Below are 19,546 nucleotides of genomic sequence, written 5' to 3'. Positions count from 1 at the left end.
TCACAATCCGATCTTGTGGGCGCGTGCGGTGAAGAAGATGCCGGACGGGCTTTTCGCCGCGATCTCTCCGAGCTTTTCGAAGGTCGCCGCGTCGTAGACGTCGACCCGGTCGGCATCGCGTACCGAGACCCAGACCTCCGTGCCGCGGGCGGTGAATTCCATGTGCAGCACCGCCGGCCCCGGCTTTAGCTCGTGGACGATCTCGTGGCTCTGGCTGTCGATGACCTGGATGGTGTCGTTGAGCGGATGGGCGAAATTCACCCAGACCTGACGGCCGCCGGGCCGGGCCATCGCAAACACCGGCTGGCCGTGGGTCGGCGTGCGGGCGACCTCGCGGAAGTCGCGGGCATCCATCCACAAGACCTCGTGCTGGCCGACGGCCGGCAGCACGAACTGGTCGCCGGCAAGCGCCCAGCCTTCCAGATGGGGCATCTTGTAGACCGGCAGCTTTTCCCGGCCGCGGCCGTAATGGGGCAGGATGCGCCGGGGCTCCGGCTCCTCTGCCCACAGGTCGATGCGGACGAGGCCGTCCTCGCCGAAGAGACCGGCGATATAGGTGCGTCCGTCGCCGGTGATGAGGCCGTCATAGGGGTTGGTGCCGATGCCGGTGAGTTTTGTGATCTTCGGCATCGGCCCGGAAAGGTCGGCGATCCAGGTTTCGCCGGCATCCCAGAGCGAGAAGACGAAGCGCCGCCCCGGGGCGTCGACGAGACCGACGGTCTTCGACCCGGTCGGGATGTCGGCGACCATGTCGAGGGTGTCGGTGTCGAACACACGCACGCCGCCCGGCTCGTAGTTGGAGACGGCGACGAGCCGGCCGTCGTCGGAGATGGCGCCGCCGATGGAATTGCCGGCCTGCACCACCCGCTTGACGACGGTTTGCGCGAGGATGTCGACCTTGGTGAGGCCGCCGTCGCGGCCGAAGACGAAGGCATAGCGCTCGTCCGGCGAATAGACGAGGCTGGCGTGGGAGAGATCGCCGAGCCCTTCGATGCGGCCGATGGCGGCGCGTTCCGACTGGTCGACGACCACGAGCGAACCCGTGGCGCGCTCCACGATGAGGCCGAGGTCGCCGGTGGCGCAGCAGGGCGTTTCCGCGCGAACCGGCGCAGCGGCCAAAGCGAGCATTGCGGTCGCGGCAAGGCCGACGACGACGCGGCGCGAGAGGGGGGCGATCAACGTCATTTAGCCGGCTCCTCCAGGAGATAGTTGGCGATCCACAGCGCCTCGGTCTCGGTCAGCAGCGGACGCCAGGGCGGCATCGCCGTCCCCGGCAAGCCGTCGAGGATGATGCCGGCAATCGCGTGCGGGTCGGCGCCGCCCAGCGCCTCGCGGGTCAGCGGGCTGCCGAGGCCGCCCTTGCGGGTGAGCCCGTGGCAGGAGCCGCAGTCCTGCAGCACCAGATGCTCCAGCCGCACCGCGCGATCGGGCGAAATGTCGTCCGCCGCTGCCGGACCGGCCATCAGCATCAGTGCGAGGAAGGCGGCGATCCTAGCCATGGCCGGCGACCCGGGTCTCGGCCAGCATGGCGGCGACGGGCAGGCAGTCGGGCAGTTCGCGATAGAGCGAGACGACCCGGCCGATGATGAACAGGACCGGTGCTTCAAGGCCGCCCAAGGCGACGTCGGCGCCGATCCGGTCGAGCTGCGAGACCAGCCTCTGCTCGCGCGGCGTGGTGGCGTTGGCAATTGCCATCACCGGCGTGTCCGCCGGCAGGCCGTGGGCGGTGAGCCGGTCGGCGATCTCGGCGATATTGGCAACGCCCATATAGACCACCAGCGTGGTCTCCTCGTCGGCAAGGCTCTGCCAGTCGAGGTCGAGCGGCCGGTTGCGGGCGCGGTGGCCGGTGACGTAGCGAACGCCGCAGGCAAGGCCGCGATGGGTGAGAGGGATGCCGGTTGCCGCGGCCGCCCCTTGCGCGGCGGTGATGCCGGGCACGTAGTCGACGGCAATGCCGGCCTCGGCAAGTGCGGCGGCCTCCTCGCTGCCCCTGCCGAAAACGAGCGGATCGCCGCCCTTCAGCCGGGCGACCGTCAGGCCGCGCGCTGCAAGGTCGACGAGAATGGCGTTGATGCGGTCCTGGGGGACGGCATGGGCGTTCGGCGCCTTGCCGACGTCGATGCGGCGCACATCCGGGGGAACCATGGCGAGGATTTCCGGCGACACAAGGCGATCGAACACCACCACGTCCGCGTCCCGCAGAACCCTCAGGGCCTTCAGCGTCAGATACTCCGGATCACCGGGGCCTGCGCCAATCAGGAAAACTTTTCCGGACATGGGACCAGCCTTTTCGTCTCGCGTTCGATGCCGGGCGGGGTCGGGGAGGATCGGACGACCCTCCCCGACCGGCGTCGTCAGTAGACGTCGCTGCGCGTGTTGAAGACGTTGAACTTGCCCGTCGGCGTGATCAGGCGGGGATCCTTGATCACCTTCTTGGGCTGCAGCGTCTTGTCGTCGACCACGACGATGGCCGAGACCTTGTCCTTGGAGTTCCAGACGGAGAACCAGATCTCGGTGCCCTCGCGGTTGAACTCGCCCTGGACAACCCGCGGCTGGCCTTCCGGAATGCCGGCCCATTCGCCGACCGGCAGCGTTTTGAACTCCGGCTCGGCCTCGGTCATCGTCGAGGTGTCGAACACCGCGATCGAGGCCGAGACCTCCGCATCGGGGTTGAGCGGCGCGTCGACATAGAGGTTCTTGGAGTTCGGATGGGTCTTAATGAACAGCGATCCGCCGCCGAGCGCATAGAAGGACTGAACCACCTTCCAGGCCTGGTCCGGGTGTCCCTCCGGATCGGTGCCGACGAGGGCAACGCTGTCGTCGCCGAGGTGGGACGTCGCCCAGACCGGACCGTAGACCGGGTGCACGAAGTTGGCGCCGCGGCCGGGATGCGGCGTCGCACCCTTGGACTCGATCAGGGCGATCAGCTTTTCTTCCTTGGTGTCGACGACCGCGATCTTGTTGCGGGCGTTGGCGGCGACCAGGAAGTAGCGGTGGGTGCTGTCCAGCCCGCCGTCATGCAGGAAGCGTTCCGCCTCGATTTCCGTCGTCGTCAGGTTCTTTAGATCGGAATAGTCGATCAGCAGGATCTTGCCGGTCTCCTTGACGTTGACGATGAATTGCGGGTGGTAGTGCGAGGCCAGGATCGAGGCGACGCGCGGCTCGGGATGGTAGGTCTGCTCGTCGTAGATGTTGCCGCGGGTCGAGACGACCTTGAGCGGCTCCAACGTGTCGCCGTCCATGATCACGTATTGCGGCGGCCAGTAGGAGCCGGCGATCGCGTATTTGTCCTCGAAGCCCTCGAATTTCGAGGTCTCCACCGAGCGGGCTTCCGAGCCAACCTTGATTTCGGCAACGGTCGCCGGCGGGTTCATCCACAGGTCGATCATGTTGACCTTGGCGTCGCGGCCGATGACGAAGAGATAGCGGCCCGACGCGGAGATGCGCGAGATGTGCACGGCATAGCCGGTGTCGATGATTGCGTGGATGTCGTAGGTCTTGCCGTCGATCAACGCGACCTGCCCGGCGTCCCGCAGGGTGACGGAGAACAGATTGTCGATGTCGATATCGTTCATCTTCTTCGTCGGCCGGTCTTCCGGCGCGACCACGACCTTCCAGCTCTCCTTCATTTGCGGCATGCCGAATTCGGGCGGTGCCGGCGGCTCCATCAGCACGTAGCGGGCCATCAGGTCGACGTCCTGCTCGCTCAGTTGCCCCGACGTGCCCCAGTTCGGCATGCCCGCGGGCGAGCCGTAGGTGATGAAGTTGATGAGGTGGTCGTAGCCGAGTTCCCGGGTGATATCGGGCGTCAGCGGCTTGCCGGTCGCGCCCTTGCGAAGGACGCCGTGGCAGCCGGCGCAGCGCTCGAAATAGATCGTTGCGGCGCGCTGGAATTCCTCGCCGGAAATGACCGGATCATCCGCTTTGCGGCCGGGGATTTCGACCTTGATCTCGCCGAGCGTCGTCATGCTCGGCTTGTAGGCGGCGGCGGGCGTGTCGCCGTGGCCTTGCGGCTTGTCCTGGGCCAGGGCTCCGCCGAGGCCGAGGACCGTCGCCATGGCGGCACTCGCAAAAAGCGACGGCGCGGCTTTGAAATACGGGAGTCTCATAGGGGTTTCCTCCGATCCGCTGATGAGGCAAAACCCACGGTATACGCCGATTGGTGGCGCCTCCTTGACTTTCGTTAAGGAGTTGAATTCAATTTTTATTAATTGTTTGGAGCCGGTGCACGGGTCCGACAATGCGACTTTTTTTCCTCTGCCTGTCCGTTCTTGTTCTGCTGTTGCAGCCGCTGTCGGCATGCGCCGCGGGCATCCTGGCCGATGCCATCGAACCGGCGCGGCCCGATGCCGCCATCGCGGCCGCCCTGTTCGGACGCGAGGGTCCCGTCAGCGTGGTGCGCGAGGAGCGGGCCGGGGTTCCCGGCTGGACGGTGCGCGCCGGCGAGGCGGTCCTCGGCCATATCGGCTCGACCTGGGAGATCGCCGGCTCGGTCGGCTATTCCGGCCGCCCGCTCGACGTGCTCGTCGCCATCGACACCAAGGCCCGCATCGCCGGGGCGCGACTGATGCGCCACAACGAACCGGTGCTGACGCTCGGCATTTCGGACGAGGATATCGGCCGCTACGTCGACGGCTTTGCCGGGGTCGACCTCAGCGCGCCGCGCGACAGGATCCTTGCGCCGCAGCCCGGCGTTCCCGACGTCATCGCGCGGGCGACGGTCTCCACCGGCGTCATCCGCGACGGCATCCTGCGCACCGCCCGCACCCTCGCCATGGGCCGCGGCCTGCTCTCCGGCGACCGCATCGAACGGCTGGCCTTTTCCCCCGCCGGCTGGCCGGAGCTGCTCGACATGGGGGCGCTCGCCCATGCCCGCCTGTCCATGACGGAGGCGGCGGAGAAGCTGGCCGGCGCGCTCGTCCCGGTGCCGCCGGGCGACGGCGCCTTTCTCGATCTCTATGCCGGCCTCGCCGATCCGCCGACGGTCGGGCGCAATCTGGTCGGCCAGCAGGTCTATACGGGCGCGCTCGGCAATCTCGGCCCCGGAGATACCGCCCTCATCGTGCTGTCGCGCGGGCTCTATTCGCACCGCGGCACGGCGTGGCGGCGTTCCGGCACCTTCGAGCGGCTCACCATCGTCCAGGGCGAGACGCGGCTCCATCCGGGCGCCGACGACTATCTGTTCGTCAAGCGGCTCGCCGTCGACGACGCGCCGACAATGAAGGAGGTCAGCATCTTCCGCATCGGCCCGGCGATCGATCCGATGCAGCCGATCACGGTCGAAGTGCTGGCCGAACGGCCGGCCGAGAGCGGCGGCACCGTGGCAACGACGATCGCGGCGGTCTACGAGCTTCCGGAGGCGTTCCAGCGCCCACCACCGCCGGAGCCGGTGCCGCTGTGGCGCGAGACCTGGACCGCGAAGCGTCCGGCCGTCATCGTCGTCGCGGCGATGCTGGCGACCCTGACGCTGATCCTCTTTCTGCAGGAGAGCTTCGTGCGCCGCCCCCGGCTGTGGCGGATCGGCCGTCTCGGCTTTCTCGCAGTTACGCTGGTGGTGCTGGGCTGGGTGTTCAACGGGCAGCTTTCCGTCGTCCAGGTGGTCGCCTTCCTGCACGCCCTCCTCACCGGCTTTCACTGGGAGACTTTTTTGATCGAGCCGGTGATCTTCCTGCTCTGGTCCTTCGTCGCGCTCGGCCTGTTGTTCTGGGGCCGCGGCGTCTATTGCGGCTGGCTATGCCCGTTCGGCGCGCTTCAAGAGCTTTTGAATGCCGGCGCGCGCGCCCTGAAGGTGCCGCAGATCGCCGTCCCCCAGGCGCTCCACGAACGGTTCTGGGTGATCAAATACACCCTCTTCGTCGGCATCCTCGGGCTCTCCTTCTACTCGCTCCACGACGCCCTGGTGCTGGCCGAGGCCGAGCCGTTCAAGACGGCGATGTCGCTGAGGATGATGCGGGCCTGGCCGTTCGTTGCCTATGTTCTGGTGCTGCTCGCCGCCGGCCTCTTCATCGAGCGCTTCTTCTGCCGCTATCTTTGTCCGCTCGGGGCGGGGCTTGCGGTCCCGGCCAAGCTGAAGATCTTCGACTGGCTACACCGGCGCCCGCAATGCGGCCGCGAGTGCCGGTTGTGCGAGACCAAATGCACGGTCGGCGCCATCGATCCCCTCGGCCGCATCAATCCCAACGAATGCGTCCTGTGCCTGCGCTGCCAGGTGATCTTCCACGATGCGAATACCTGCACGATCCTCAAGCGCCGCGTCCGCACCACGAGCGCCGCGCCGGCAGCGGAGAAATGACATGCTGACCCGGCGCCGCTTCCTCACCATCGTCGCCGCTGCCGCCGCAATCCGACCGGCAAGGGCCGCAACGCCGCCACGGGAATGGCGCGGGCGGGCGCTCGGCGCCGAGGCCCGTATCGTGCTCTTGGGTGCCGACGGCATTGCGGCGCGGCGCCTATTCCGCCGCATCGAGGGGGAACTGGCGCGGATCGAGCGGCACTTCTCGCTCTATGCCGCCTCCTCGCTGACCCGGCTCAACCGCACCGGCCGCCTCGCCTTTCCGGCGCCGGACGTGCTCGCGCTCTTCGACCTTGCCGGCAAGGTCCATGCAGCAACCGACGGTGCCTTCGATCCGACCGTGCAGCCGCTGTGGCGCGCGCTGGCCGAAGGGCGCGATCCGGCACCGGCGCGCGGCCTCATCGGCTGGCGGAACGTGCAGGTGGCGCCGGAAGAGATCCGCCTCGCCCGGCCCGGCATGGCCCTCACCTTCAACGGCATCGCCCAAGGCTTCGCCACCGACCGCGTGGCCGAGCTCGTCCGTGCGGCCGGCTTCGGCAACGTCCTCATCGATATCGGCGAGATCGCCGGCCTCGGCCGGCGCGGCGACGGCGCGCCCTGGGCCGCCGCCATCGCCCTTGCCGACGGCACGGAGGTGGCGCGCACCGGCCTTTCCAACGTCGCCCTTGCCGTCTCCTCGTCCGGCGGCACACGCATCGGACCGGGCGGCCACCTCGGCCACATCATCGATGCGCGCGGTTCGCCCGCCCGCTGGCGACTCGCCGCGGTAACCGCGCCCTCCGCCGCCCTTGCCGATGGATTGTCGACCGCCTTTTGCCTCATGGACCGGGAAGCCATCGCGGCTGCGCTGAAGCAGTTTCCCGGCGCGCGCCTTGCCGCGCTGGTATAGGCGGATCGCGAAATCCGGCCCCGCTTGACTTTGGTTAAGGCACCGGCGCGCCCCTTCACCAATTCATGGAAAATGATCAACTGCTCCAGCAAAGGGGGCGCAAGATGCGCGAAGTCATGACAAAGAGCATGGCCCGAAATATCTTCTATGGGGGATCGCTCTTCTTCATATTGATTTTTCTGGGACTTTCGGCACACAGCCATTACTACATAACGACCGTATCGACTGACACGGCGAAGCTGACCGAAAGCGTCGCTGCCGGCAAGCGCCTCTGGGAAAAGCACGCCTGCATCAACTGCCACACGATCCTCGGCGAAGGCGCCTATTTCGCCCCGGAACTCAGCAACGTGATGGTGCGCTGGGGCGTCCAGGACGACCCGGAAGCGGCCTTCGAAACGCTGAAGTCCTGGATGGATTCCATGCCCACCGGCATCGAGGGTCGCCGGCAGATGCCGCATTTCGACCTGACCGACGAAGAATATCGCCAGATCGCCGACTTCCTTTTGTGGACGTCGACCATCCGCTCGCAGAACTGGCCGCCGAACGACGCCGGTTGAGGAGATCGCCATGAAATACCAGTCGCAGAAGATCGCGCTCGCCTACATGTATGTCGCGCTGGCGCTGTTCACCGTCCAGGTCCTGATGGGCCTCCTCCTCGGCTACATCTATGTGCAGCCGAACTTCCTGTCGGAAATCCTTCCCTTCAACATCGCCCGCATGCTGCACACCAACAGCCTGGTGGTCTGGTTGATCACCGGCTTCTTCGGCGCCGCCTATTTCCTCATCCCGGAGGAGTCGGAGCGCGAGATCCATTCGCCGATGCTCGCCTATCTGCAGCTCCTGATCCTCGTCGTCGGCACGGCCGGCGTCGTCGTCACCTATCTGTTCAACCTGTTTGACGGCAATTTCCTCCTCGGCAACGAGGGCCGGGAGTTCCTGGAACAGCCGAAATGGGTCAAAGCCGGCATCGTCGTCGCCGCCCTCATCTTCCTCTTTAACGTCACCATGACGGTGCTGAAGGGCCGCAAGACGGCAGTCACCAACATCCTGCTCCTCGGCCTGTGGGGCCTGGCGCTCCTGTTCCTGTTCGCCTTCTACAATCCGGAGAACCTGGCGCTCGACAAGCAGTACTGGTGGTACGTCGTGCATCTGTGGGTCGAAGGCGTCTGGGAGCTGATCATGGCCTCCATCCTCGCCTATCTGATGCTGAAGCTGACCGGCGTCGACCGGGAAGTGGTCGAGAAATGGCTCTACGTCATCGTCGCAACGGCGCTCTTCTCCGGCATCCTCGGCACCGGGCACCACTACTACTGGATCGGCACGCCGGGATACTGGCAGTGGATCGGCTCGATCTTCTCCTCGCTGGAGGTGATCCCGTTCTTTGCGATGATGAGCTTTGCCTTCGTCATGGTCTGGAAGGGTCGCCGCAACCATCCGAACAGGGCCGCCCTGCTGTGGAGCCTCGGCTGCGCCACCCTCGCCTTCTTCGGCGCCGGCGTCTGGGGCTTCCTGCACACCCTGCACGGCGTCAATTACTACACCCACGGCACCCAGATCACCGCAGCCCACGGCCACCTTGCCTTCTTCGGCGCCTATGTGGCCCTCAACCTTGCCGTCTTCACCTATATGGCGCCGATCCTGAGGGGCCGGGATCCCTACAACCAGGTGCTCAACATGGCCTCGTTCTGGCTGATGAGCAGCGGCATGGTGTTCATGACCGTCACGCTGACCTTTGCCGGTGCCGTGCAGACGCACCTGCAGCGCGTCATGGGCATGAACTTCATCGAGGTGCAGGACCAGCTCGCCATCTTCTTCTGGATGCGGTTCGGTTCCGGCGTCGCGGTCGTCCTCGGCGTCCTCCTGTTCCTCTATTCGGTGCTGGTTCCCGGACGGGAAGTCGTTGCGCCCGGCCCGGCCGTGCAGGCGGCCGCGGAGTAGTGAGCGTGAACGCCCCGCTCAACATGGAGAAGGCGGCTTCGGCCGCCTTCTACCTTCCCCATGGCGACGAATGCACCGTCTTTGCCGCCGCCCACGCCAACCGGTTGCCGGTGCTCCTCAAGGGCCCGACCGGCTGCGGCAAGACCCGCTTCGTCACCCATATGGCGAACCGGCTGGCCCGTCCGCTCTATACCGTCGCCTGCCACGACGACCTGTCCGCCGCCGACCTCATCGGCCGCTATCTGCTGAAGGGCGGCGAGACGGTCTGGGTCGACGGGCCGCTGACCCGCGCCGTGCGCGAAGGCGCGATCTGCTATCTCGACGAGGTCGTGGAGGCGCGCAAGGACGTCACCGTCGTGCTGCACCCCTTGACCGACGACCGGCGCATCCTGCCGGTCGACCGCACCGGCGAGGAGATCGCCGCCGCGCCCGGCTTCATGCTCGTCGCCTCCTACAATCCCGGCTACCAGAACATCCTGAAGACGCTGAAGCCGTCGACCCGGCAGCGCTTCATCGCCCTTGAATTCGACTTCCCGGCGCCCGAGCACGAGGTGCCGGTGGTGGTACGCGAAAGCGGGCTGGACGAGGCGCGGGTGCAGCCCCTGGTGCGGCTCGCCAACAAGCTGCGCGGCCTCAAGGGGCAGGATCTTGAGGAAGGCGTCTCGACGCGCCTCGTCGTCTATGCGGCGACCCTCATCGCCACCGGAATGCCGGTCGAGCGGGCGGTGTCGGTGGCGATGATCGAGCCGCTGACCGACGACGCCGACGTCAAGCGCGGGCTGCTCGATCTTGTCCTGGCCGTTTATGGATGAGGCAGGCCATGACGAAGATCGACATCGAGCCATGGGAACCCGAAGAGACCGTCGGGAAACTGTGGCACACCCTGGCCAGCCGTCTCGATGTGACCGCGGAGCATGACGGTGCCCGTGTCGACCTCGCAGAGGTCGAAGGACGGCTGGCCGTTTTCTATCGCGGGCTCGGCGGCAGCCCGGAGGTGGATTTGAGGCCGGTGGATGCCGAGGAGAGCCGGCACCGGCTGTCGTTCCGGCGGCGGCTGGCGACCGAGGCGGAGCGGGTGCCGCGCGCCAGCTTCGACGGCGAGACCCTGCGCCTGCCGGCATCGCTCGCCGTTTTTCACGACCGCGAGGCGAATGTGGCGCTCTATCTCTGGCTGGCGGCCCTGGCGCCCCACCTTTGCCCGCCGCCGCGCCATGACGACCTGCTCCGGGCCGATATCGCCGCGATCATGGCGGCGATGGCGGCAACGATGCGCACGCTCGTCGAGGCGCCCGGGCTGGCGGGGCTGCAGCGTGACCTTTGCCGGGCCTGCCTTGCCGATCGCCCGACCCGCAGGCTTCCTCCGGTCGAGACCGCGGTGGAGGATCTCGTGCGCCACGTCCTCGGCGACCGCCGGCCGCTGTCGAGCCTTGCCGCCAGCATGCTCGTTGCCTGCCGCACCGGCGACCTCACCGCCCTTCGCGCACCGCGAGGCTACCGCCCCTTCCGGCCGGCGCCGCTGTGGATCGACTGCCGGGAGCGCGCCAATTCCGCCACCAACGAGGACGAGGCGCCGCCCGATGGTGGTCCCGCTGAGGACGGTGCGAGCGGCGTCAAGCGCGCCCGGCGCCACCGCTCCGAGGAGGCAGACCGCAAGGATAGCCTGATCCTCCACAAGTTCGAGGCTATCCTCAGCTGGACCGAATTTCTCAACCTCAACCGCCGGGTCGACGACGACGACACCGACAATGCAAAAAAGGCGGCCGACGACCAGGAGGAGATCGGCCTTGGCCAGGTCTCCAAGAGCCCGGCGACGCGGCTGAAGCTGCATCTCGACCTGGCCCCGGAAGACGCCGAGCGCGAGGCCCTTTCGGCAACGCACACCTATCCGGAATGGGACGCGCGGACAGGCACGTACCTGCCCGCCCATGTGCGGGTTCTGGAAAGCATGGCGGAGCCGGACGATGCCGCACCGCTCGGCGACGACCCGCAGGCCGCCCGGCGCATCCGCTCGGTCAAGCGCCAGTTCGAGGCGCTGCGGCCCGGCCGCATGATGACCGCCGGGCACCTGGACGGCGACGAATTGGACACCGACATGGCCGTGCGCGCCAGCACCGACCGGCTGGCCACCGGCATTGCCAACGAACGGGTCTGGCGCCAGAGCCGGCCGCAGGCGCGCAGTCTTTCCGTCTCCATCCTGCTCGACGTCTCGCGTTCGACGGAGAGCGCCGTTTCCGGCCGCCAGGTCATCGACATCGAGCGCGAGGCGCTGGCCGCGCTTGCCTGGGGGCTGGACGCCTGCGGCGACGATTTCGCCATCCACGCCTTTTCCTCGTTGAAGCGAAACCGCGTCTACCTTCTCGGCTGCAAGGACTTCGGCGAGCCGATGGGCGCGACCGTGGAGGCGCGCATCCGCTCCCTGAAGCCTGGATTCTACACCCGCCTCGGTGCCGCCATCCGCCATGCCTCCGCCGGCCTTGCCGAACAGGCCAAGAAGCGCCGCCTGCTCCTCGTCATCACCGACGGCAAGCCCAACGACCTCGACCACTATGAGGGCCGGCACGGCATCGAGGACAGCGCCATGGCGGTGCGCGAGGCGCGGCGGGCCGGCCATGCGGTGTTCGGGATCACCGTCGACAGGGACGCCCGCTCCTGGTTCCCGCGCATTTTCGGCCGCGGCGGCTATGCCCAGATATCCCATCCGGACCGGCTCACCGCCGCCTTGCCGGAGATCTACCGGCACCTGGTCGGGGCATGAGCGGGACGGCGAGAACAATCCCGTCCGCCGATCCGCTCGAGCAATTGCCGGGCGATCTGATGATGTGGGTGCTGATCGTCTCCGAACTTCTGGTGTTCGGGGCCGGCCTCGCCGCCTTCCTTTCCGTGCGCATCACCGACCCCGCCGGCTTTGCCGCGGCCCAGGACCATCTCCACCGGGCCGCCGCCGGCATCAACACGGTGGTGCTGGTGACCTCCGGGTTCCTGGCCGCGCTGGCGGTCCGGGCAAGGTGCGGCGGCAGGCGCGGCAGGACGCGGCTCCTCCTGGCCGCTGCCGCGCTGCTCGGCACCGTCTTCCTCGTCGTCAAGGGCTGGGAGTTCTCGGACGCCTTCGCCGCCGGCCTGTCCACCGAGACCCACCCCTTCTTCACCTTCTATTTCCTGCTGACGGGCTTCCACTTTGCCCATGTCGTCGCCGGCATCGTCATCCTCGCCCTTATCGGCTGGAAGGACAGCCCGCACAGCCTGGAGGTCGGCACCGCGTTCTGGCACATGGTCGACCTCGTCTGGGTGATCCTCTTTCCCGTGCTCTATCTGTTGAGGTGAGCGATGCCGCGCGATCCGCTATTGCGCGCATGGACGGCGCTGATCGTCCTTTGCCTCGGCTCGACCGCGATCGCCGTTGCGGTCGGGTCCGGGCTGTCCAAGACCGCGCTCACGGCGGCCGGCGCTGTGATCCTCACGCTTTCCTGGCTGAAGGCCCGGCTCATCCTCAACGCCTATCTCGGCCTTGCCGCCGCCCCGTTCTGGCGCAAGGGCTTCGAGATCACGCTGGCGCTCTACGCGCTGCTGTTGCTGGGGCTTTACCTGTCGCCCGCGATCTGAAGGCACCGGTCTGACCGCAGGTCGGGTCTGTGGCGTGAAGGTTTGGAGCTTGACGGCGATGCATCATTCCTACGCCCAGCCGTCATGAAGCGGCGTCGCCCTTCACCTACTCAAGGGGGGCTGGCAACTGGTGCACACCTTTTTAGCGCCTTGCGCACCGCCGGCGCGCCGGTCAGGCGCCGCCCTGATCTGCGGCGTAGGCCTTCCAGAACACCTCGACGGCCTTTTCGGCGATCCGCTGCTTTTCGGCGTCGGAGACATCCGGTTTCACGCCGAAGAGATGCTTGTAGAACAGGTCGGCCTTGCACAATTCCATGAACTGCTGCGCCGCCAGGTCGATGTCGTCGATATCGAGGACGTCGCGAGCCACCGCACCGGCCAGGAACTGGGCGAGATGCCGGCTCCCCTTACCTATGCCCGACTCGTAGAACACCTGGCCGATTTCAGGAAACCGCTTGGTTTCGTTTATGACCAAGCGAAACGTGTTCAGGGCAAGATCGGAGAGAATGAGATCAAGATAGCTGATCGCAAGGTTCAAGAGCGCTTGCTTGACATCACGCTCCCTTAATTCGACCTGGAAGATACGATTGCGATTTGCCTCGCACTCCTGCCGAATGAAAGAAAGAAAGAGATCACTCTTGTCAAAAAAGTGCTTATATATCGTGGCCTTAGATACACCGGCACGAGCCGCGATGTCGTCGACGCTGGCCCCGTCATAGCCGGACTCGTGGAAGGCCTGCCTGGCGCCGCCCATGATTTGCGCCGCTTTCGATGCCGCTCTCTTATGCCGGTTCATGACTGGATCTTCGCCGTTCCGTTTACCAACACTGGCGTAAATAGGCCGAAAAACGCCGCCGATCAACTTGCAAATTAAACTGATCGGTTTATTTTAGGTTTTGACCTTGTGCGCGTTCGGACCTTTTCCTCCGCGTGCATTTGCCATTCGTTCCTGACACGCGATCCCGTCCGACCCTGCGGCGGCAATTGTACCTTTTTCCGACGTGGCGCCGCATTCGGCTCCGCGCCATAGGATACCACCGAATGAACACACAACCGGACAAAAACGCCTTTTCGGAGGATCGAAGCCGGCCGGCAACCACGCCGGAGACGCCAGATGCACCAATGACGGCCGAAGGGTCGCCGGAGGCGCCGCCGACGGAAGAGCCGTCTGAGGGGAACGGCCGGCCGAGGCGCAGCCGGAAGCTCGTCGTCGCCGCCGTCCTTCTGGCCGTGCTTGCTGCTGCCGGAACCTATGGCTACCACTGGTGGCAGGTGGGCCGGTTCATCGAAGAAACCGACGACGCCTACATTAAGGCCGACATCGTCTCGCTGTCGGCCGAGGTTACCGGCCGCATCGTCGCGGTTCCCGTCAAGGACAACCAACGGGTCGAAAAGGGCGACGTGCTGGTGCGCATCGACGATGCCGACTATCTGGCATCGCGCGCCTCGGCCGAGGCCAGCCTTGCCGCGGCGGAAGCGGCGATCGCCAATATCGAGGCCAGCCGCACCCTGCAGCTCCGCCAGCTCGACGCGGCCAGGGCCGACCTGGAGACGGCAAAGGCCAATCTCGACCTCGCCGAGACCGAGTTCAAGCGCAAGGACAAGCTCACCGCGACCGGCGCGACGAGCAAACAGGCCCTCGATCAGGCCGACAACGCGCTCCGCCTTGCCCAGGCCGCTCGCGACAAGGCGACGGCGGCGATCGCCGCCGACGAGCAGCAGCTCAAGGTGCTCGACTGGCAGAAGAAGCAGCGCATCGCCGATCGCGACAGCGCCAACGCGGCCCTGCGGCAGGCCCAGACCAATCTCGATCGCACCGTCATCCACGCGCCGCGCGCCGGCCTCATCGGCAATCGCGGTATTGATCCCGGCGAATATGTCGGGCCGGGCACGCGCCTCATGAGCATCGTGCCAATGGACGCCATCTATGTGGTCGCCAATTTCAAGGAGACCCAGGTCCGGCGCTTCCGCGACGGCATGGAGGTGGACCTCACCTTCGACATGCTCGGCGGGCGAACGGTCGAGGGCACCATCGACAGCGTGGCACCGGCGACCGGCTCGGAATTCGCCCTACTGCCGCCGCAGAACGCCACCGGCAACTTCACCAAGATCGTGCAGCGCATCCCGGTCAAGATCCGCCTCAAGAACCTGCCCGACGACGGCCTGGCGCTACGGCCGGGGACCTCCGTCGTCGTCCGCGTCAACACCAAGCCTGCCGACGAATGAGCGCCACCGACCGACCTGGAAGACAGCAACCGGACGCCGCCGCGCCCGGCGGGGACGCCGCGTTCAAGCCGCGCGGCGGCGCCTTCGGCTTCTTCTTCATGGTGCTCGGCATGTTCATGGCGATCCTGGACATCCAGATCGTCGCCAGTTCCCTGCCCCAGATCCAGGCCGGCGTGTCGACCTCGGTCGACGACGTGACCTGGGTGCAGACGGCGTACCTGGTCGCCGAGGTCGTGATGATCCCGCTGTCGGGCTGGCTCGCCAGGGTGATGTCGTCGCGCTGGCTGTTCAGCGCCTCGGCCGCCGGCTTCACCATCACCAGCGTCATGTGTGCCTTTTCCTGGGACATCAATTCCCTGATCTGGTTCCGGGCCATCCAGGGGTTCGTCGGCGGGGCGATGATCCCGACCGTGTTCGCCGCTGTCTTCAAACTCTTCCCGCCAAACCGCCGCATGCTCGGCACGGTGGTGGTCGGCCTCACCGCGACGGTTGCACCGGCCGCCGGCCCGACGCTCGGCGGCTACATCACCGAATTCTATTCCTGGGAGTGGCTGTTTCTGGTCAACGTGCTTCCCGGCCTGATCGTCGCCATCGCCGTCCCGATCGCCATCGACATCGACGAGGCCGAACCGGGACTGCTCAGAAAAGTCGACCTGATCGGCATCGTACTGATTGCCGGATTTCTCGGCTCACTGGAATTCGTGCTCGACGAAGGTCCGCGCAACGACTGGTTCGACGACCGCTACATCACCATCTTTGCCATCATTTCCGCCGGTTCCGCCGTCGCGCTCGTGTGGCGCGAATTGACGGTGGAAAATCCGGTGCTGGAGCTGCACGCCTTTCGCAACAGGAACTTCACCGTTGGCTGTATCCTGACCTTCGTTCTCGGCGTTTGCCTCTACGGCCAGACCTTCATCCTGCCGCAGGTGTTGTCCCAGGTGCGCTCCTACAACTCCCTGCAGGTCGGCGAGGTGATGTTCGTGACCGGCGCAGCGATGTTCTTGACCGCGCCGCTAGCCGGACGGCTCAGCAACAGCATCGACCCGCGAGCGCTGCTCGCCGTCGGCTTCCTGGTCGTGGCCGCCGGCCTTTACCTGAACACGCAGATGACCAGCGAGGTGGCGTTCTGGGATCTGTTCCTGGCCCAGGCCGTGCGCGGCAGCGGCCTGATGTTGTGCATCGTGCCGATTACGACGGCCGCGCTCGGCACCCTGCCGACCGAACTGGTCAGCGGCGGCAGCGGCCTCTTCAACGTGTTTCGCAACATGGGTGGCGCCGTCGGTCTCGCCATGATCAACACCGTCTGGGACGGCCGCTACGACCGACACTATTGGTGGCTGGTGGAATCCCTGCCGGACACCAACCGGATCGCCACCGAGCAGATCGACAAGTTGACCACCCTGTTCTCGGCAAACCCGGCGATCGGAGACCCGTCGCTTGCCGCCATCAAAGTCGTCGTCACCAAACTCGCGCAGCAGGCCAATATCATGGCCTGGAACGACGTATTCCTTCTCATGGCGCTGGCGTTCGTAGTGGCGTGGCCGCTGGTCTTCCTGCTGCGCAAACCGGACCACGGTGACGTTGCAGCACATTGATTGATTTTCGCGTTCAAACGCCACGCAAGTCTTTACCGCGCAGAAGCTTCGCAATGCTATTCCGGCAGGACCTTCACATTGTCGATGAGGCGGGTGGCGCCGAGCCAGGCGGCAACGAGGAGCCGCGCCGGCCGGTCGGCAGCCGCGAGCGGCGTCAGGTCCGCCTCGGCCCTGAGTTCCAGATATTCGACCTTCGAAAACCCCGCAGCGAGGATCGCAGCCTTCGTCGTCTCCACGATCGGCGCAAGGGCCGCACCGCCTTCCAGCGCATGTGCGGCCGCGCGCAAGGCTTCGGCGAGCTTCGGCGCGATTGCGCGCTCTTCCGCTTTGAGGTGGACGTTGCGCGAGGAGATCGCCAGGCCGTCCGTCTCGCGCACCGTCGGGCAGCCGACGACCTCGATCGGAATATCGAGGTCGCGGGCGAGCCGGCGCACCACATGGAGCTGCTGGAAATCCTTCTCGCCGAAAAAGGCGCAATCGGCTCCGGTCTGCAGGAAGAGCTTGGCGACGACGGTGGCAACGCCGTCGAAATGGCCGGGCCGGAATGCGCCGCAGAGGCCCTCGCTGACGGTTCCCACCGTCACCGTCGTTGAAAACCCCTGCGGATAGACCTCTTCCGGCTCCGGGCAATAGAGCATGTGGGCGCCGAGCGGCGCGAGCTTGGCCGCATCGTCGGCTTCGGTGCGCGGATAGGAGGCGTAGTCTTCCGGGTTGTTGAACTGCTTGGGATTGACGAAGAGCGTGACGATGACCCGCTCGGCCCGTTCCAGGGCAGCGCGCACGAGGCTCAGATGTCCCTCGTGGAGCGCGCCCATGGTCGGCACGACGGCGACCTTGAGGCCGGCCTTGCGCCAGCTGGCAACGGTCTCGCGCAGTTCCGCGCGGGTGCGGACGATGGCAACGCTCATGCGCCTTCGGTCCCGCTTTTCGCCTTCGGCTTGTCGGCAAAGACGTGCTCGGGCGCCGGGAAACGGCGGGCCCGAACCTCTTCGGCATAGGCGGCAACGGCGCCTGCCGCGGCCTCGCCCAGCTCGGCATACCGCTTGACGAATTTCGGCCGGAAGTCGGTGAACAGGCCGAGCATGTCGTCGACGACGAGGATCTGGCCGTCGCAGGCCGGCGAGGCGCCGATGCCGATGGTCGGGATCGCGATCTCGTCGGTGATTCTGGCAGCAAGCGTCTCCGGGATCTTTTCCAGCACCACGGAAAAGGCGCCGGCGTCCGTCACCGCGCGGGCATCCGCAAGGATTCTCTCCGCGCCTTCGCCCCTGCCCTGCACCGCGTAGCCGCCGAAGGAATTCACCGCCTGGGGGGTCAGGCCGATATGGGCCATCACCGGAATGCCGCGGGCGACGAGGAAGCGGATCGTCTCGGCCATGGCAACGCCGCCTTCCAGCTTGACCGCCGCGCAGCCGGTCTCGGTCATCACCTTCGCGGCATTGCGGAACGCCTGTTCGGGGCTTTCCTCATAGCTGCCGAAGGGCATGTCGACCGCCATGAAGGCGCGCTCCACGCCGCGGCGCACCGCCTGGCCGTGCAGGATCATCATGTCCAGCGTCACGCCGAGGGTCGAGGGAAGGCCATGCAGCACCATGCCGAGGCTGTCGCCGACCAGCACCACGTCGCAGTGGGGATCGACCAGCCGGGCGACCGGCGTCGTGTAGGCGGTCAGGCAGACCAGCGGGTCCTTGCCCTTGCGCGCGGCGATGTCCGGCAATGCCAGAGCCGTGGCGCGTGCTGTCGCGCTCATTGTTATCACCTCCCGGGGATAGGCGTTCTCGGTTGGGCCCCGTATTTGGCACAGGATTGTGCAGGTGCGAAGAAAAAACATGGCTGCGGGCGGCCGAAATGCGGTCGCGGGCAGACGCCGGGGAGCGCCCCGAACCGCCCTGCCCTTTGCGGCATTCGGTCGCGCAGGTCCGCCTCAGGCCCCTTTTTCCAGCGCCAGCGGGTCCTCTTCGGCGAGCGTCTTGCGGCCGATGGCGATGACCGCAATCACCGAGAGGTTCATGGCGATGGCGTAGATGATCGCCGGCACAGACAGCAGCGGCGTTTCCAGGAGCACGAAGGCGATGAACATGGCGAGCGCCACGTTCTGCAGGCCGCATTCCACGGCAATGGCGATCGCCCGGCGCGCCTGAAGCCTGAGGAGCGCGGCAAGGCCGAAGCCGAGGCCGATGGCCAGTACGTTGAGGGCAAGGACGGCCGGGCCGACCTCGGCCCAGTAGGTGCTGATCGAATCGCGTTCGACCCAGAAGGTCCAGGCGACGATCATGGCGAAGATCAGCGTCGCCAGGCGCCGGGCAAGACCGACATTGCGGCGCACGAAGCCCGGCGCTTTGGCGCGGATCGTCATGCCGACGATGAGCGGCAGCGCGGTGACGACGACGATCGAGCCGATGGTGCGGCCGAGCGGCATGGAGATGGTCTCCGCCGCGCCGAGGAAATATGCGAGGCCGAAGCCGACGACCAACGGCACGGTGACGAGCGAGAGCGCGCTGGTCACCGCCGTCATGGCGATCGACAGGGCGACGTCGCCGCGGGCCAGCATGGTCAGGAAGTTGGAGGTGACGCCGCCCGGCGAAGCGGCGAGAATCACCAGCCCGACCGCCATTTCCGGCGACAGGCCGAGAAGGTGGGCGAGGCCGAAGGCGATCAGCGGCAATCCCAGGATCTGGGCGGCAAGGCCGAAGACCAGCGCCCGCTTGCCGTCCCTCAGGCGCGCAAAGTCGATCGGCCGCATGCCGAGACCGACCACGGTCATGATGACGAACAGGCCGGCGGGCAGGAGAATGTTGGCTGTCATGGCGGCGTGCCCCGTCCTTCTTTGAGCGCCAGGTCCCGAAACGACTGGCATCGGCCTTTCGCACAGACCATCCCGGCCCGCAAGATTGCCGCCGCCACAGCCGCACTCGAAGCACCGGTTCGACGGTCGGTCATTGACGGCTCGCAACGTAACGCGCCGGCGGGATGCCATAGTGTCACATCGCCCTGTCATGCACCGCA

General features: G+C 66.5%; 18 protein-coding genes. 10 read left to right on the top strand and 8 right to left on the bottom strand.

Going from position 1 to position 19,546, the window contains the following annotated elements; genetic code table 11:
* The 4 genes from CH339_RS08970 to CH339_RS08955 form a co-directional block, all read right to left on the bottom strand.
* Entirely contained in the window at positions 1–1,185 is a 1,185-nt protein-coding gene (locus tag CH339_RS08970; protein WP_274609908.1) for a cytochrome D1 domain-containing protein, read from the bottom strand.
* The gene (locus tag CH339_RS08965) at positions 1,182–1,499 is read right to left on the bottom strand and encodes a c-type cytochrome (protein ID WP_111434004.1); all 318 of its coding nucleotides are present in this window, start codon (positions 1,497–1,499) and stop codon (positions 1,182–1,184) included. The genes CH339_RS08970 and CH339_RS08965 overlap by 4 nt, the downstream gene beginning before the upstream one ends.
* On the bottom strand, positions 1,492–2,277 hold the full coding sequence (gene cobA / locus CH339_RS08960; RefSeq protein WP_111434003.1) for a uroporphyrinogen-III C-methyltransferase: 786 nt from the start codon (positions 2,275–2,277) through the stop codon (positions 1,492–1,494). Before cobA ends, CH339_RS08965 begins: the two co-directional genes overlap by 8 nt.
* A gap of 77 nt (positions 2,278–2,354) precedes the next feature.
* Entirely contained in the window at positions 2,355–4,058 is a 1,704-nt protein-coding gene (locus tag CH339_RS08955; protein ID WP_201241054.1) for a nitrite reductase, read from the bottom strand.
* A 182-nt stretch (positions 4,059–4,240) separates the two neighbouring features.
* On the opposite strand from CH339_RS08955, the gene CH339_RS08950 reads away from it, so the two are divergent.
* The 8 genes from CH339_RS08950 (at position 4,241) to CH339_RS08915 (ending at position 12,719) form a co-directional block, all read left to right on the top strand.
* Positions 4,241–6,292 carry a NosR/NirI family protein gene (locus CH339_RS08950; RefSeq protein WP_111434001.1) on the top strand — a complete coding sequence of 684 codons (2,052 nt, stop codon included), beginning with the start codon at positions 4,241–4,243 and terminating at the stop codon, positions 6,290–6,292.
* A 1-nt stretch (position 6,293) separates the two neighbouring features.
* Positions 6,294–7,181 carry an FAD:protein FMN transferase gene (locus CH339_RS08945; RefSeq protein WP_201241053.1) on the top strand — a complete coding sequence of 296 codons (888 nt, stop codon included), beginning with the start codon at positions 6,294–6,296 and terminating at the stop codon, positions 7,179–7,181.
* Between the two features lie 104 nt (positions 7,182–7,285).
* Entirely contained in the window at positions 7,286–7,738 is a 453-nt protein-coding gene (locus CH339_RS08940; RefSeq protein WP_111434027.1) for a c-type cytochrome, read from the top strand.
* A gap of 10 nt (positions 7,739–7,748) precedes the next feature.
* On the top strand, positions 7,749–9,119 hold the full coding sequence (locus CH339_RS08935; protein ID WP_111434000.1) for a cbb3-type cytochrome c oxidase subunit I: 1,371 nt from the start codon (positions 7,749–7,751) through the stop codon (positions 9,117–9,119).
* 23 nt (positions 9,120–9,142) lie between these two features.
* Complete coding sequence (locus CH339_RS08930; protein ID WP_184443332.1) at positions 9,143–9,931, top strand: CbbQ/NirQ/NorQ/GpvN family protein; 789 nt, start codon at positions 9,143–9,145, stop codon at positions 9,929–9,931.
* A gap of 8 nt (positions 9,932–9,939) precedes the next feature.
* Positions 9,940–11,874: a nitric oxide reductase activation protein NorD gene (locus CH339_RS08925; protein ID WP_111434026.1), complete on the top strand. Its 1,935-nt coding sequence runs from the start codon at positions 9,940–9,942 to the stop codon at positions 11,872–11,874.
* Complete coding sequence (locus CH339_RS08920; protein ID WP_111433998.1) at positions 11,871–12,440, top strand: cytochrome c oxidase subunit 3; 570 nt, start codon at positions 11,871–11,873, stop codon at positions 12,438–12,440. The genes CH339_RS08925 and CH339_RS08920 overlap by 4 nt, the downstream gene beginning before the upstream one ends.
* Before the next feature lie 3 nt (positions 12,441–12,443).
* Positions 12,444–12,719 carry a hypothetical protein gene (locus tag CH339_RS08915; protein ID WP_111433997.1) on the top strand — a complete coding sequence of 92 codons (276 nt, stop codon included), beginning with the start codon at positions 12,444–12,446 and terminating at the stop codon, positions 12,717–12,719.
* Between the two features lie 172 nt (positions 12,720–12,891).
* Here CH339_RS08915 and CH339_RS08910 read toward each other — a convergent pair whose 3' ends face one another.
* Positions 12,892–13,515 (bottom strand): TetR/AcrR family transcriptional regulator, encoded by a 624-nt coding sequence (locus tag CH339_RS08910; protein WP_111433996.1) that lies wholly within the window; start codon positions 13,513–13,515, stop codon positions 12,892–12,894.
* Between the two features lie 245 nt (positions 13,516–13,760).
* Here CH339_RS08910 and CH339_RS08905 point away from each other — a divergent pair, with 245 nt between their 5' ends.
* Together CH339_RS08905 and CH339_RS08900 are read left to right on the top strand one after the other, a co-directional pair.
* Positions 13,761–14,945, top strand: coding sequence for an HlyD family secretion protein (locus CH339_RS08905; RefSeq protein ID WP_111433995.1), 1,185 nt, complete (start codon positions 13,761–13,763; stop codon positions 14,943–14,945).
* On the top strand, positions 14,942–16,540 hold the full coding sequence (locus tag CH339_RS08900; protein ID WP_111433994.1) for a DHA2 family efflux MFS transporter permease subunit: 1,599 nt from the start codon (positions 14,942–14,944) through the stop codon (positions 16,538–16,540). Before CH339_RS08905 ends, CH339_RS08900 begins: the two co-directional genes overlap by 4 nt.
* Positions 16,541–16,596: 56 nt before the next feature.
* On the opposite strand, the gene panC is transcribed toward CH339_RS08900, so the two are convergent.
* The 3 genes from panC to CH339_RS08885 all read right to left on the bottom strand — a co-directional run bounded on the left by panC (position 16,597) and on the right by CH339_RS08885 (position 19,346).
* Positions 16,597–17,448 (bottom strand): pantoate--beta-alanine ligase, encoded by an 852-nt coding sequence (panC, locus tag CH339_RS08895; protein WP_111433993.1) that lies wholly within the window; start codon positions 17,446–17,448, stop codon positions 16,597–16,599.
* Positions 17,445–18,290: a 3-methyl-2-oxobutanoate hydroxymethyltransferase gene (gene panB / locus CH339_RS08890; protein ID WP_111433992.1), complete on the bottom strand. Its 846-nt coding sequence runs from the start codon at positions 18,288–18,290 to the stop codon at positions 17,445–17,447. The genes panC and panB overlap by 4 nt, the downstream gene beginning before the upstream one ends.
* Positions 18,291–18,464: 174 nt before the next feature.
* The gene (locus CH339_RS08885) at positions 18,465–19,346 is read right to left on the bottom strand and encodes a bile acid:sodium symporter family protein (RefSeq protein WP_170138455.1); all 882 of its coding nucleotides are present in this window, start codon (positions 19,344–19,346) and stop codon (positions 18,465–18,467) included.
* Between the last annotated feature and the right edge of the window lie 200 nt (positions 19,347–19,546).

The sequence above is a fragment of the Rhodobium orientis genome, from assembly GCF_003258835.1.
Taxonomy (GTDB): Bacteria; Pseudomonadota; Alphaproteobacteria; order Rhizobiales; family Rhodobiaceae; genus Rhodobium; species Rhodobium orientis.
The sequence above is the reverse complement of the archived record's forward strand: the minus strand, read 5'-3'. Positions and strand labels throughout refer to the sequence as shown.